Origin of the sequence: Vagococcus sp. CY53-2, from assembly GCF_022604695.1 — a bacterium.
Lineage (GTDB): Bacteria > Bacillota > Bacilli > Lactobacillales > Vagococcaceae > Vagococcus.
This window is the reverse complement of record NZ_JALAHP010000002.1, coordinates 398,335-413,772: the sequence shown is the minus strand read 5'-3', so window position 1 is coordinate 413,772 and position 15,438 is coordinate 398,335. Positions and strand designations below refer to the sequence as shown.

General features: G+C 32.0%; 10 protein-coding genes. 1 reads left to right on the top strand and 9 read right to left on the bottom strand.

Translation table 11 applies throughout. From position 1 onward, the window contains the following. Window positions 1-25: 25 nt before the first annotated feature. The 8 genes from MN581_RS05905 to MN581_RS05870 form a co-directional block, all read right to left on the bottom strand. Complete coding sequence (locus tag MN581_RS05905; RefSeq protein ID WP_117972743.1) at window positions 26-2,839, bottom strand: sigma-54-dependent transcriptional regulator; 2,814 nt, start codon at window positions 2,837-2,839, stop codon at window positions 26-28. Window positions 2,840-3,000: 161 nt separating this feature from the next. Continuing rightward, window positions 3,001-4,515 carry a flavocytochrome c gene (locus MN581_RS05900; RefSeq protein ID WP_241699382.1) on the bottom strand — a complete coding sequence of 505 codons (1,515 nt, stop codon included), beginning with the start codon at window positions 4,513-4,515 and terminating at the stop codon, window positions 3,001-3,003. A gap of 161 nt (window positions 4,516-4,676) precedes the next feature. Beyond that, window positions 4,677-6,194 (bottom strand): helix-turn-helix domain-containing protein, encoded by a 1,518-nt coding sequence (locus MN581_RS05895; RefSeq protein ID WP_241699381.1) that lies wholly within the window; start codon window positions 6,192-6,194, stop codon window positions 4,677-4,679. Window positions 6,195-6,337: 143 nt separating this feature from the next. Continuing rightward, window positions 6,338-6,580: a hypothetical protein gene (locus MN581_RS05890; RefSeq protein WP_117972740.1), complete on the bottom strand. Its 243-nt coding sequence runs from the start codon at window positions 6,578-6,580 to the stop codon at window positions 6,338-6,340. Between the two features lie 19 nt (window positions 6,581-6,599). Further along, entirely contained in the window at window positions 6,600-7,262 is a 663-nt protein-coding gene (locus MN581_RS05885) for a hypothetical protein (RefSeq protein ID WP_241699380.1), read from the bottom strand. Window positions 7,263-7,423: 161 nt separating this feature from the next. Then, a complete protein-coding gene (locus tag MN581_RS05880) occupies window positions 7,424-8,809 on the bottom strand; it encodes a glutamate decarboxylase (RefSeq protein WP_117972738.1) in 1,386 nt (461 codons plus the stop codon). Window positions 8,810-8,871: 62 nt separating this feature from the next. Then, window positions 8,872-11,340 carry a YhgE/Pip domain-containing protein gene (locus MN581_RS05875; protein WP_241699379.1) on the bottom strand — a complete coding sequence of 823 codons (2,469 nt, stop codon included), beginning with the start codon at window positions 11,338-11,340 and terminating at the stop codon, window positions 8,872-8,874. Continuing rightward, entirely contained in the window at window positions 11,337-12,761 is a 1,425-nt protein-coding gene (locus MN581_RS05870) for an amino acid permease (protein WP_241699378.1), read from the bottom strand. Before MN581_RS05870 ends, MN581_RS05875 begins: the two co-directional genes overlap by 4 nt. Window positions 12,762-13,062: 301 nt before the next feature. Between MN581_RS05870 and MN581_RS05865 the strand changes: the two genes are divergently transcribed. Continuing rightward, window positions 13,063-14,529: a helix-turn-helix domain-containing protein gene (locus MN581_RS05865; protein ID WP_158559397.1), complete on the top strand. Its 1,467-nt coding sequence runs from the start codon at window positions 13,063-13,065 to the stop codon at window positions 14,527-14,529. 2 nt (window positions 14,530-14,531) lie between these two features. Here the strand turns inward: MN581_RS05865 and MN581_RS05860 are convergent, their stop codons facing one another. Further along, window positions 14,532-15,359, bottom strand: coding sequence for a LysR family transcriptional regulator (locus MN581_RS05860; RefSeq protein ID WP_117972734.1), 828 nt, complete (start codon window positions 15,357-15,359; stop codon window positions 14,532-14,534). Between the last annotated feature and the right edge of the window lie 79 nt (window positions 15,360-15,438).

Here is a 15,438-nt window from a genome sequence, read left to right as displayed (position 1 = left end):
ACAGTGTATCTTTAGTGTATATATACTATAAGCTTAATTGATTCTCTATAATATTGACAACATACACTAACTCATCATTTGGTATTTCTAGCTGAAACAATTGTTCTAATAAACTTAGGCTTGATTTTAGTGAGTCAATGTAGTTCTTGTTCTCTAATTGATTTAATTCTGAGGTAGTTGCTGATAGCGTATCATTCCTTAATATGCGTTCAACCATTCCAGATAAGTGCATGGTTAAAGAGATATAAAAAGAATACTCTTTTTTATTTGATAAAATATCTCGATCAACTTTCTGACAAATTGTCCACAATGGATCAATTAATTTAGTGGCATTGATAAAGGTATAATAATCATTAATATAATCTACACATGTTTTTTTAGCCTTATCTTCAGTTAACGTAAATTCTTCGTCAGATGTAAATGTATTCGATACGATATTTCCAATAAACGATGGGCCTTCTTTAGAAAATAGTTGGTCCATTGTAATAAACGGAACGGATAGATTAGGATTCTTAATTCCTGTGCTTGCTAATAAATGGTATTTTTCCTGTACCAATGGTAATGTCGTTTCTAAATCTACTATTGACATGGTAATTACCTCAATATCTTCTTCCATATATAAAGTAAGGTAATCATTGATTAATTCCTTCATTCGCTGTGCTGTCCCTTGCCCCGATGCACAAATAGCCAATATTGCTTGTGGTTTGTTCTTTTCAACGCTTACTTCAGATGTATCCTTTGCATGGTATCCGTGAAAATAACTTAGAGATTGATATAAATCTGTTAAATCCCCTTCAAGTAAACTCGCTTTTCTACCAGCTTCCAAAACTAATGCTGTTGTCACCATGTCAATAATTTTAACATTAATAGCAGTTTTTTCTTTTATATCCTCTGTAAAAGTTGTCAAAGATCCCATATCTACTAGCAACAATACTCCGCTTCCTTCATCTACTTCACTTACTTCATGTATGACTTTATCTAATGCTTCAGTAGGAGACATGTCAAGAGGCATATCTACGGCACGAATATTATTTACTTTTAACAGCTGACTGACAACTTCCACCATACTTGAAGCAGTACTTCTACCATGAGCTGCAACGACAATCCCTATTCTCCCATCCTTCGCTGATTCATTTAAAGAAATCAACAAAACAGTTAAATAATTGATTTCTGATTGAGGCAATATAACTTGATGTTCCTCTTCAATAATTTGCTTAAATACTTTTGCCACATGATGTTCTTTCGGGTATGTTTCGATCATTTTAATGATATTTTCATCATTTCCAGTTTCTATTTGGATACCTTCTTTATAACGATTTAAAAAAGAGCTAATGTGAAGGCCGATTGCATATAAAAAGTTTTGTTCAAATTTGTAACCTACTTGTTCCACAGCGTATTGATACAACATACGCGTTGTTTTAATAACTTTACTATCAATGATTTCTCCTAATTTATTTTCTGAATCAAAATTAAAGCCATGATTACGGTAAAATGATTTCAAGTGAACGTTAATATCTGTTGTAATAAAATGATTGATGGCTTCTTGGTTAAACCCATCTTCTTTTAATAATGCTGCTTTGTCACCAATGATTTCATATAAATTGTAGGGTAGCTCATAACTATCCCCTTCATAAGTCTCAAACGATTCATTAGGCGAAATTATCATTTTTGATTCTAATAACTGTGTCAACTCAGCCATTGTATGTCGATCGCTGGCCAAATGAACGAGCCCTTCTTTTATCCCATCATTTAACTCATCCATCGTAATCGTGACATCCTGTTGATCCATGTGTTTTAAAAATGACTGTGCCGTGACAAGTTGAACATTCGATTTCAATTGCCCTACATTTCCATATGACACACTTCCAATTAATGCTTTTATCACGTCTTCCGTTAAAATAATTCGCCGATTAATACGTTGTGCTTCAATAATCATCATATTTTTTACTAATTCGACTTTTTCTTTTGCACTTCTTTCCTTAAAGTTTGGAAGTTTAATCGTAATAGGAATCCGCCTAACAAATGTATTCAACAGAGCTGAGTTAGGATCTTCTGTTGTGGCACAGATGATACGGACATTTGCTTCTCTTGTTTTAGTCGACTCTCCTAATTTTGAATATTTTCCATTATCCATAAAATAAAAAATCATCTCTTGTCCCTCTGGTGGCAATCGATGAATTTCATCTAAAAATAAATACCCATCATTTGCTAAAGTCATCAAACCATCTTTTTCTTCATCTGCTCCTGTAAAAGCTCCCTTTATATGACCAAATAAATGACTCATTAATAATTCTGGATTACTAGCATAGTCTGCACAATTAAATACTACTAACTCTTTATTCTCATCTATTATCTGTTGCTGTTTAGCATATTGAAACATAGTATGAGCAAAGTAGGTTTTTCCAGATCCTGTTGGACCTGTAATCAAACAATTTAATCCATTTGGTGGATATAAAATAGCCGCTTTTGCTTGCATAATAGCATTCTTCATACTACCCTTAATACCAATAATTCGTTTAAAAATATCGTCGGAATAAATTAAATTAGATTTAGAAAGTTTTGTCGCATCAGTTTCTTCTTGATAACTTGGAACATACTTTGATAAGGGTTCATGTTGAAAAATCGATTTGACAACATATCTGACTGGCCTACCATCTAATTTTTCTACAATTCCTTCTCTTACTAATGTATTTAGATCTTTACTAGCATTACTACGCTGAATTTTTAAAAATTCAGCAACTTCTTTTGTTGTAACTCCAGATTCGCTAGCTAAATTGGTAGGGGAAAGATTCTTTGTTTGGTTAACAACATAATCATAAACCTGATCAATTCGTTTCATTTGTTTCCTCCTATAAATGACACACTACTATCATTGTATACTAGTGTATTATTACAGCAAAATTAAAATCGCTTTTTTATGTCTCTTTTATATAAAACGGTTGTAAAAAAAACTAATCACTAAAAAAAGAGACTCGATTATCGAGACTCTTAAAATACTAATTATTTAACAAATTTCGCTGATTGTTCTCCAGCTTGACGACCAAATACAATGATATCACCGACTGAATTTCCACCAATACGATTACTTCCATGTAATCCACCAGTCACTTCTCCTGCAGCATACAATCCAGTAATTGGTTGATTGTCTTTATTCAGCACTTCTGTTTTATCATTAATTTTTACACCACCCATTGTGTAATGGATACCTGGTGCGATCTTAATCGCATAATATGGACCTTTATTTAATGCATGATCCATACCAGTTTCACGAGAAAATTCTGTATCGGATTTCGCTTCAACTGCTTTGTTCCAATCAGTCACAGTTGTACCAAGTGTTTTACCATCCATATCAATTTCTTTAGCTAATGCTTCAATTGAATCAGCAGATTTTACAAATCCTTGTTTTTCATAAAAGTTAATTGCTTTGACTCTTTCTTTCACTCCAGCATCAAAAATTAAGTAAGCGGATTTTTCAGGTAAAGCAGTAATAGCAGCAGATACATTATCACGTGTGCCCATTTCATTTGTGAATCGTTTACCTTCTTGACTAACTAAGATACCACCTTCACCACGAACAGCTTCACCAATTAATACCCCTTTGTCTTGTTGAACAGTTGGATGAATTTGGATTTGATCCATATCAACCGTTTGTCCGCCAAGTTTTTCAATCATGCGAATACCATCACCGGTACTACCTTCTTGGTTTGTTGTGACATACCCTTTAAGTTCAGGTTTTTCTTTTTCTAGCAATTCTGGATTAGCTCCATATCCACCAGTTGTCACAACAACAGCTTTACCATGCACTTCCTTTTCTTTGCCTTCAACCGTTACTTTAACACCATCAACTGTTGAATCATTTTCTAAAATCTCCGTTACATCAGCATTAACAAAAATTGGAATGTCTTTTTCATGAATATTATTTAATAATCCATGAACTAAGTATTCACCAACTGCTGAGCCATCTTCAGGTCTATGAGTTCTTTTTTCACTCATCCCACCAGTGATAGTCAAGTTGTTTAATTTAATTCCCATTGAGTCTAACCAATCAATAGCACTTGCTGAATGATCAACATAGTAACGTAATAATTCTTTATCGTTTGTTCCGTGTCCACCTTTAAGTGTTTCTTCATAGAATTTATCATTTGAATCTTTAATGCCAGCTTCTTTTTGATATTTTGTTTCTGAAGCATTCATCCCACTTGAAGCTTTCATTGTGTTCCCACCAGCTACTGGCATTTTTTCTAAAATAACTGGATTTTTACCTTCTTCTTTCGCTTGCAAAGCAGCTGACATCCCTGCTCCACCAGCACCAACAATAATAATATCGTACTCATCTTTTAACTCTTTTGGGTCAGTATATTTTTGTTCTGACGCACCAGAAGTTACATCTGATGTACTTGCTTCTGTCGATGAACTTTGAGATGTCTTCTCTGCAGTTTTTTGTCCCCCACAACCAGATAGCATCATTAAAGTGGCAAAACTAATGGTTAATGATTTGAATAGTTTACTTTTCATAAATCTAATCCCCTTTTTTAATTGTTAAATTACTAACATACTTAGAAAATAATACCCTAAATATGCTATTTTAACAAGAAAAAAATTAATAATTATTTCACAACTTATTTTTTTAATGAAAACAAGACTTTTTTCATTTATTATTTAAAAAGATGTTTTATTTAAACTATCATGGCGTATTTACATTGATATATGCTCTTAACTAATTTATCCAATTCTTCGTAATCTCTTAAAGTTAATGGAAAATCAAAATATCGGATCGTTGAAGTCATACAACTATTACAATCAAAAATATTTGAAACATTTGTCAATATAACATCTGCTTCTTTAACATCATATGTATCCATAAATTCAATATGGTATTTTCCAGAATAATGATATGCAATATCTCTTTCTAATAACGCTTTCGTTAAATATGGCAAATCACTTTCTAATAAAATACATATGGTTGGCTCAAAATAGGTCAATGGTTTAATCATAGAAAATAATAGCATGTATTTTTGAACTAAAAAACGCTTTTGTAAAAAAATCGAATCATTAGTTTGATTATAAACCTTATCCACTAAACGATGTAACTCTGAATATAGTACTGTGTATTTTTCCTGTGTATCATCCAACATATAACGACCATCCATTGTCAAAGATACGTGATGAAATAATTTACAAAATAAATGGGTACAAAATGTTGTTAGAAAAAAAGACTCATAATAGTTTTTGGGAATAGGCAATAGTTCTTGATGGAATGTTTTAACTAGTGAGTCGGTTACAACAAATACATCCGAGTTATTTTTTTTATGATAAGACAACACTTGTCTTGTTAAATTATCACATTGATAGATATTCATTCTAAGTTGAATTAGTAGTAGATAAAAATAAATTTCAGCTGTTAATTTTTGCTGTCTTTTAAAAAAAAGAAGTTCTAAAAAGGGGGCTTGATTTAAAATTTGCTTAATATTGACATAGTCTTTCCATTCAGCTTCAAATGTAACCACGTGATTTTTGCCTAATCTGAACAAATTAATAGCTAACATGTAAGCAAGTTGTTTCCTTTGTGTTTGAGTCAAACGCATCTCTAACGCTTGATTCAAACTATCGACTACTTCATAAACCTTTAATTGACTAACCTGTTTAAAGGGCCAGACATTTCCTTTAACACCATACCATATTAAATAATAAGTCAACAATCGAATTTGTTTTTCTTCTCCCACTATCCTAAAACTAATATTGGATAAAGACAAATGATATCTTTTTAAATAATGGCGTATTTTTTTAAGTCCTTTTCTGACCTTACTCTCACTGATAAAATGATCCATTGAATACTTGGTCACTGATTGGAACTCTTCAAAAAATATTTGTTTTAACATCATAAAGGTTTCATCTTGTTCTATGACTAATTGCTTAAATCTATTCAATCCTTGACCTTTAGGGGTTTCTAGGTAGACACCTCTATATTTTTCATAACTTAAATACAATCTGTCCTCTTCTTTTTCATCTTTATTAAACTGTTCAATACAATCTTTTAATTGAATCACATAGCGTTGAATAGTTCTTTCCACCACATTCAATTTTTCACTAATCTCATGCATGCTATACCATTCATTTTTTTCTGATATGATTGAAAAAATAGATAAAATATTTCGACTATTTGCATTTAATAACATAAATAAATCTGTTTCCATATTTCAATAGCTCCTATACCTTATGACAGTAAAAAAAGTAACAGACCAAGCAAAAGGTACAAATCAAGCGGAATAATTTTCATTACTCCGCTTGGTTAAAAGGTATGTTCAAAAGAAATGTCGACTAAACTGTCATTTATTTTTTAGTCCCATTCATCAACAAGATTGTCTAATTCTTTTTCGTTATAATTATCATATTTATCAATTTCGTGTAAAATCTTTTTAATTTCATGAATGGCTTTCTTTTCTTCAAACCAGCATTTCACTGATTTCTCATGACCTTTTTCCATTTCATCGTCAATTTTAGCTAATGTTTCATCTAAATTTGTTAAAATATTAGAGATTTGATTGATTACTTTTTCTTCTTTTTTGTCATAGTCTGTCATTTTTAACACGTCCTATTCCTTATTTTTGTAGTTCTAGAGGTAATTTCACATCATAAGTGTGTTCAACTTTTTCGCTGTCATCACCTTTTTTGTGTCCATCGAAGGTTAATTTGATTTCTTTGACTTGGTCAGCTTGTTCTAACTTATCAAAGGTAAAATAAACATGGCCGTCTTTTTGTTTATCTTTAGCAAAAATATCTTCCCAGTAATCTCTAAAATGTTTACCTGTGATTTCTGTACCATCTTTTAAGACTAAGACAGCATCACTTGGGTGAATGCTTACATCTTCTTTTCCATCATTTTTTAATGTAAAGTCCATAGACATTAAACCTTTGTATTCGTTATTTTCTTTGTCTTTGTATTTATCTACTTCAACGATTTTTACTTTACCGATTTTAAAATCAACATTTTCCCAGCTTTTATCTTGCCAGTCAGTATCATATTTTGCTTCTAATTTTACTTTTGGATCATTTTCACCCTTGATGATTTCTTTAAATGAGCCATCATCTTTAAGGCTCACGCTTTCTACATCAACTTTTTCACCGTCTTTTAGTGTTTCTGTTGTAGAAGCAACTGTTCCAGCTTCAACTGTTCCTTTCACTTCTTCTTTTGATCCACAGCCACCTAAAAGTAATAATAATGTTGCTCCGACAGTGACACTTAATAATGCAGTTTTTTTCATAATTGTTCCTCCTGATTTTAACTAATGTCTAATAATAATTAGTTATTTAATTGATTCAATACAAGTATTATATTTTTTAATTTTATCTAATTTATGAATAATGTTTTCTATTTTTTCGATACATGATGAGATACATTTTCACAATTTATTCAATATCTTTTTTAGTGTTCTGGTTTAACTGTTGTTTTTTTTGGTTCTTCGTGACATAAAATTCTTGCATGATTCAATTCTTTTATCGCCGCATTAAAATCCTTTGCAAAAGCGTTTGCCATATTTTGACCCATATCTGCACGACACACAAATCGTTGAACAATCGTGCCTTGCATATCCTTAGGAAATGGATAAGATGGAACTTGCCATCCTCTCATTTGTAAACGATCAGACAAGTCATACAGTGACCATTCTACATTAGCATCCTCTTTTAACGTGAAACAAACGATTGGTAAATTTTCTCCTGTATTAAACATTTTAAAAAGTCCAGTTTCTTCAACTGTTTTAGCTAAAGACATGGCTACTTTTTTTGTTCGCTCATGAATTTCTTTGTATCCATTAAACCCAAAGCGGTAAAAATTATAATATTGCCCAATAATTTGGCTAGCACTTCTAGAAAAATTAATCGCCATTGTTGGCATAACACTACCTAAATAACTCACTTCAAAAACCAATTCTTTTGGTAGATACTCTTCGTCTTTCCATAACACCCATCCAACTCCAGGATAAACTAAGCCGTATTTATGGCCAGATGAATTGATAGACACCACATTTTTCAATCTAAAATCCCACAATAAATCTGGTTCGATAAATGGTACAAATAAACCACCGCTTGCTCCATCCACGTGAATCACTAAGTCTTGATTGTGTGTTTGATTGTATTCTTCAACCAGCTCATCTAATTTTTTAATGTCGTCAAATTTTCCAGTATAAGTAATACCTAAAATACCGACAATCCCAATCGTATACTCATCAACATAGTCCATGACAGTATCTGTGTTGATACTTAAATGCTCACTATCAACTGGGACTTCACGCATTTCAATATCCCAGTATACACAGAATTTTTCCCAACATACTTGATAAGCTGATGAAATAACTAAGTTTGGTCGTTTTGCATTGATATCTAATCCATTTTTCTTAGCACGATCTCGCCATCTAAATTTCATCGCCATCCCACCGAGCATACAAGCTTCACTTGAGCCAACAGTTGAAGTTCCCATCACACGATCTCGGTTTGGTGCATGCCATAAATCAGCAATCATTCTCACGCATTTTTGTTCCATAGCAGCCGTTTGGGGATACTCGGATTTATCAATAGCATTTTTTTCCATTGTTTCTGCCATAATAGCAGTCACTTCTGGTTCCATATAAGTTTGACAAAATGTCGCCAAATTTTGTCGAGCATTTCCTTCATTGATTAATTCGTCTTTTATTAAACGATAAGCAATAGATGGATTAATTGGGTCCATTCTCATTTTATCTAACATTACTGCTTCTTCTGATGCATTTGATCCAAAGATTGGTACGACTGATTGATTTTTTTCGCTAGTCATAACTAGACCTCCTAAAAATTTTAAATTATATAAAATGGGATAAGTATCTCATTTAAAAAACATTATTTTTCTAAAGCTTGTAGTTTTTGATTATCATTTAAAGCAGATATATTTTCCAAGTGTTTTCTTTGTAAGTAATCCATTGAAAATCTTAAAAGAATAACAAAGAAAATAAAAATACATAATAAGGTGATAATACTTCTATTAAACATTGGTGCACCAATCCCTCTTGAGATTGCTTCCCTAAATCCATAAATGGAATAGGTCATTGGTAAATAAGGGTGAATGGCATTAAAGAAACTGTTTTGCAATGGTAATGGGAATGTTCCTCCAGCTCCTCCTAGTTGTAACACCAATAAAATCATCGCAACAAATCGACCTGGATTATCAAATGTCATAGCTAAAAACATAATCAAGAACATATAACTCCACGCAGTCACAATTCCCACTAGATAAAGTTTTCCAACTTGATCGACGGGTAATTTTAATAACAACATGATAGTCGCTTCGATAATTGCCATAATCGTTGATACGACAAATCCCATTGCAACTTTACTTAACCACCAATCACGACTGGATTGCCCTTCCATTGAAACACGTCTGATTGGGAAGATAAAGTTGAATACAATACAGCCAACAAATAACGCAAGTGACATAATGTATGGTGCTAAAGCTTGTCCATAATTTTTTACTTTACTGTATTCAATATTTTGTAACCCTGTTGGTGCTGCGAACATTTTGACGTTTTTATTATTAAATTTCAAACGACTAACTAATTTATCTGCTTGTGTTAAAGCACTTGCCATTGTTGTTGCACCTACTGTTAGTTGATTGGCTCCACTCATTAATTTCGGTGTGTTATCGGTTAATTTTGTGAGTCCTTGACTTAATTCATTGGCTCCACCATCTAAACGTGTAACACCTGATATTAGCTCTGGCATTTTACTTGACATAGTATTTAGTCCATTTGTTAAGGCATCACTTCCAACAGACAAACGATTCATGCCATTTAACGCAACAGGCGCTTCATTCACTAGGTTATCTACTTGGGATAATCCTGTTTCTAATTCATGTAACACATTTTGTGTGTTGGCTAAGTTGACATTGTTACCAAGGCTTTCCAACAAATCGGTGGTCCCTGCTTTTATATTTGAAATGGATTCTTTCATTCCTCCAGTGTTCTCTGACAATCCTTTGGCTAATTGGCTCATCATCGTTGCTTGTTGTGATAATGATTTTGCTTGCTGACTTGCATCATTTAGCCCTGTTTGAACTTGATCAACAATATTATCAATGTCAGCTGAAGAACTTTTAATATCTGTCACTAATTGTGTTGAGAAGCTAGTAACTTGCTGTGATAGTTGTGCGATTAATTCTTGTTTAATGTCATCACTTAGTCGGCTATTTTGTTGAATAATGCCTTCTAACACTTGTTCAAATTGTTGTGTGTCCCGAGAGACTGTCTGGTTGATTTTTCCAATCACTTGGCTAAACCCTGATAATTGATTACTTAATCCCACTAGATCAGTTGACAAAGCAGTCGACACACTAGAAACTCCACTCAACTCTTTTGAATCATTTAAAACTGATTCAACTTGGTGGTTAATCTTTTCAATATCTTGTTTTAACAGGCTAGCTGAAGATCCTGATAAACTACTTTCCACATTTCTTAAACTGGCTTCTAACTCTTTTGTGCCATTTAATAAATCTGTCACACCACTTCCAACTTCATTTAATTTCCCTGAAAGTGGTTGAAGTTTGTCATTGACTTCATTGAGTCCATTGGATAATTGTGTCGCACCATTTTGTAATTCCGTTACCCCTTGTTTTAACGGAGAAACATTAGATGCTAACTCGTTTACACCGTTTGCTAATGTGTTTGAGCCATCAGCTGCAGTAGACACACCATTCGTATATTCACCCAAACCGTTATCGAGTTTTTTACTGCCTGTTGCAAGTTCTTTTGAGCCATTGGTTAATTTTATTAAATCTTGTTTACCCTTTTGACCAAGTGCTAACGCTGTTTTAACATAAGCTGCGGTGACACTTTCTCGCACTTTCGCTTCCAACTCTTTGGCTCCAATTTGAGCCATATCCAATCCAATATAATTTAGCGAACCATTTGTTGTGTACTGAATTTCCATTTGATTAGGAGAAGGATTTAAAAGACTCGTCGCATTTTTTGAAAAATCTTTTGGAATCGTGACAATCATGTAATATTTCAAGTCCTTCATGCCATCCATTGCTTGCTTTTCATCAACAAATTCCCATTTAAGTTGTTTGTTATGTTTTAATTCATCAATGACACTCTTCCCAACATCAACTTTTTGGCCTAACATCTCAACTGGTTGATCTTCATTTACCACGGCTACAGGCAAATGACTCGAACGGTTATATGGATCCCAAACAGATTTATCAAATACACTCGAATATAATATCGGAATAAAACAGATAGCTATCACAGAAATTAGTAGTATTTTATTATGAAATAACTGTTTAAATTCCTGTTTAATCATTTGCACGTTAATCACTTTCTTTCTTCATTGTTTAAATTAATCGAATGTTTTTTCCCATATATGTGATAAAACACAAATGGTAACAATACGGTTATAACAGAACTAAAAGCTAATGTTATTAAGTAGGTTTTCGCTTCATTTTCTTTTAATTCACTTGGCGCAATAAAGGAAGAAACTAATGCTAATAAAGACATCCCCATACCCAAACTTGCTAACAACGCTTTTACTTTTCTTCCTCCTGGTACTTCGTAAGCTCTTTTTAATGCTTGATTTGATTTCTTAAAAATTAAAACGAAATACCCAATAAAAAATAATAAATAGCCACATAAATAAATCACAACGGTTAATGAAATGGCGGTTAAAAATGACACAGCATTTCCTCCTCCACCAAAAGTTAAAACGGCAGCCCAAATGGTCACGATAACACCTTGTATGATTAGTAAAGAAGTTGGCACTCCATTTTTATTAATTTTTTGACAGCTTTTAGGGAGCAATCCTTGATCGGCAACATAACGCAAGCCTTCTGTTGGACTGACAATCCATGAACTAACTTGAGCTAGCACACCAAATGCCAACATAATCGCAAGGATTTCGACTAACCATGATAGATGAGGATTACCTTTCAAAATCAATATTTCAAATGCTTGAATCACCCCACTATTTAACGACAGATGTTTTGCTGGTACGACCATTGAAACAGTCGTGCCACCAATAGTACTTAATACGATTCCTGTAATAACTAAGTAAACCATCATTAACGGATAATTCTTTTGTGGATTATCCAGTGATTTAATATGGGATGCTGAAGCTTCCACCCCAACATAGGCTAAAATAAAAGTCACCAATGATGAGAAGGTTTGCTTATTCGGGAAAAATGATTTATCTGAAAATGAATGTGTTACAGCATGACCTGTAGCAACATATTTAATAGTAAAAATTAATAAGACAGTTACAGGAATAATAATGCCTATCACAAAACCTGCTTTCGCAATTTGAGATGTGGTTTTTGTCCCTTTAAATTGTAAAAATGTTAATAACCAAAAAATTAAAACTACCACTAAAAATTTAATGAGCTTATTGTCATTCATCTCTGGAAATTTTAACGCATATGATAACGCACCAATGATAAAATAACTCATTGTGACAAATCCCACTGTGATTTGAAACCACTGGAAGAAAATGGCAGCAAAACCAAATTTTTCTCCTAACGTTTTACCTACCCATCCAAAAATCCCCCCTCCATCAAACGCCTCTACAGTACCAATTTCTGCTGCACATAAGGCAACTGGTAAAAACCAGAATAGACCACATACTAATAAAAAGAAAATAAGTGTCTTCCCCGATTCAGCAAACGTTGGGTACTCATAGACCGTGATAAATAACGAAGCCGTCATGGCAAAAAAACTGAATAAAGATAATTTTTTTGTATTCTGCATGATTTAAATCCTCTCTACTAAACATTAGAAATAACTGATTTGTTAAATTTCTTTACAATACATCAAATATTAAATAGCATTGTAAGTATTCATGTTATTAATCTATCTTCTATCTCTATAGCAACGATAAGTATATCGCTTAATTCATACTTAACTTAGAACATCCAATGAAAAGAAAACTAAAAAACTTTGATTTTATTGACCTAAAATTAATTTTTATGCGAATTGTCTTTTTTTATAAAACAGATTATACTTGTTTCACTAGTATGTCTGATTTATTTTCTTGAAAGGAATGACATCATTGATTGATTTATTACTTGAACCAAAAATAAAAACGACTATCTCTGTCATTAGTATCATTTACAATCATTACGATTGGACACAAACCTCCTACCTATCTAAAGAATTAGCGATTTCTGAAAGGACAGTCCAACATTACATAAAAGACATTTTAGAAAGAAAAAAAGAGTATGATTTAATAACAAAGAATCAACTTTCTATTGATTATCTAAAAATGAAAGGAATAAAAATTACTGACTATTCAAATGACTTTGAAGATTTTAAAAAATTCGTTGTTCAAAGTAGTCAAACTATGATTCTATTAAATGACATCATTAATCAACAAATCGTCTCCGTAACAAACTATTGCCAAATGCATTTTTTAAGTGAAACAACAGTTAGAAAAAATCTCAAACGAATTAGAGAAGCCTGTCACGTTTATGGAATTGATTTAGTTCATTTAAAATTAGTTGGTGATGAACGTAAAATAAGATATTTCATTGCTTTATTTGATACAATGGCTAGTCGAAATGCTTATTTTTTACTCGACGGTATAAATTATGAGGATCTAAAACAGAACTTTGATGATTTTTTTAAGAAAGCAAATTTTCAAATATCTGATGTTAAAAAGCAAAAAACGATCAATATTTTTTTAATTCATTTACAGCGGATTAGTTTTAATCAACTTATTATCATTAGTGATAAATTCAATCGCTTTCTAGCTTCTCATCCTATCTATCCTTATGTTGAAGAATTATTCCATCATTATTACGTTTTTAATCAAAAAGAAATTGCTTATTTTTTCTATATTATGACACTTGATGAAGAGCTAAATAGAAAACAGAACACCAATCTTGTTTACAATTTTTTTAATGAAAATCAATTAGAACTAATGACGATAACTGATTTAATTTTTTGCGATTTATTTCCATTATTTCGCCCCTTATCAGATGAGGATATTTACTTAATAAAGAGAGATATTTTCTATACTAGTTTTATTACAATGGTATTTAATCAATTAGTATTCGAATATAAATATGGTGTCACTGTTCACTATAATTTAGAACAATACCCTTTTACCACTGCAAAATTTACAACGGTTATCAAAAAACATTTGATTGAAACAGGCTTTATTCCGAATAGTCAACTAACGATTCTTTTACAACAATATTTTTTTCGTTTTCTTTATTTTGTTGATTCAGAACACCTATATAAAGTCGTATCGATTCATATAGAACCAGCGTTTGACTATCTGCACCAAAAGCAAATGAAAGACTATTTGGATTTATATTTTAATCATCAAATAAACTATCAAGACTCTTACTCAAAAGAGCAGACAGATATTGTCTTAACGCCATTTCATGAAACGAGTAAACATTCACTCTACAAAGATACACCCATTATTATGGTAAAATTTCCACTTAACCTAACCTTTCTTCAAAAAGTAGAGACCATCATTAAAGAAAAACAAAAAAAAGACGAAGAATGATTTCATTCTCCGCCTTTTTCTTTTGCGTACTGTTCAATGACTGCTTCAATTTCTAAAAACGTGGGATGTGTCAAATAATCTTTTTTTAAAAAATAAAATAAACGTTTATAATTCATACCCAATTCTTGATAGAACATATGTTTAGGGACTGACACACGTGAAATAATACTTTTTCCAATACCTTTTTCAAGTAATCTCACAATCATTTCATTATTTTTTACACATAAACGCTTTGGTTGAATGTTTTCTTGTAAAAAATATCGCTTGGTATAATGATATACACCTGAAATATCTTCCCGACACAACCACAGATCACTATCAAGATTACCAGCAATCACCAACTCATCTGTTAAAAACTCTTTTCGGCATACAGGACCTGTTTCCAATGGTTTTTCAATAAATCCAAAATGCGCTCGATGCTGTAAGACATTTTCCAGAACTTCTTCGGAATTATGCATATCAAGTTCAAAATATACCTCAGGAAATCTCTTAACTAACCAACTCATTAAATCAGGTAAGTAATAGATAGAAAAAGTATTTGATGCACTAATAACACATTTTACTGGATTATTTCCAACCTGTTTAATCAACCTCTTGGTTTCTAACCAGTCATCTTCTAAATTTAATAGCCTTGTATACAGGATAGTTGCTTCTTTTGTTGGAGACATCTCTTGTTTCGTTTTTCTAATAAACAATTTACAATTTAGTTCTTCTTCTAATTGTTTCATTTGACTAGAAACAGCCGGTTGTGAAATGAATAAATTTTCAGCCGCTTTTGTAAAGTTTCTCGTCTCATATGCTTCTTTAAATGTTAAAAATAATTTAAACATCTTTACACCTACTATTTGTTTTTGTAATAGTTAATATTCTAACTATTTATTTTTAAAATGTAAACTAAACCAGTATAAT

Bases quoted from the DNA above. Each gene is read 5' to 3' on its own strand.
- MN581_RS05895 (WP_241699381.1), bottom strand. From the start codon at position 6,194: ATGGAAACAGATTTATTTATGTTATTAAATGCAAATAGTCGAAATATT.
- MN581_RS05905 (WP_117972743.1), bottom strand. From the start codon at position 2,839: ATGAAACGAATTGATCAGGTTTATGATTATGTTGTTAACCAAACAAAG.
- MN581_RS05885 (WP_241699380.1), bottom strand. From the start codon at position 7,262: ATGAAAAAAACTGCATTATTAAGTGTCACTGTCGGAGCAACATTATTA.
- MN581_RS05870 (WP_241699378.1), bottom strand. From the start codon at position 12,761: ATGCAGAATACAAAAAAATTATCTTTATTCAGTTTTTTTGCCATGACG.
- MN581_RS05890 (WP_117972740.1), bottom strand. From the start codon at position 6,580: ATGACAGACTATGACAAAAAAGAAGAAAAAGTAATCAATCAAATCTCT.
- MN581_RS05880 (WP_117972738.1), bottom strand. From the start codon at position 8,809: ATGACTAGCGAAAAAAATCAATCAGTCGTACCAATCTTTGGATCAAAT.
- MN581_RS05900 (WP_241699382.1), bottom strand. From the start codon at position 4,515: ATGAAAAGTAAACTATTCAAATCATTAACCATTAGTTTTGCCACTTTA.
- MN581_RS05860 (WP_117972734.1), bottom strand. From the start codon at position 15,359: ATGTTTAAATTATTTTTAACATTTAAAGAAGCATATGAGACGAGAAAC.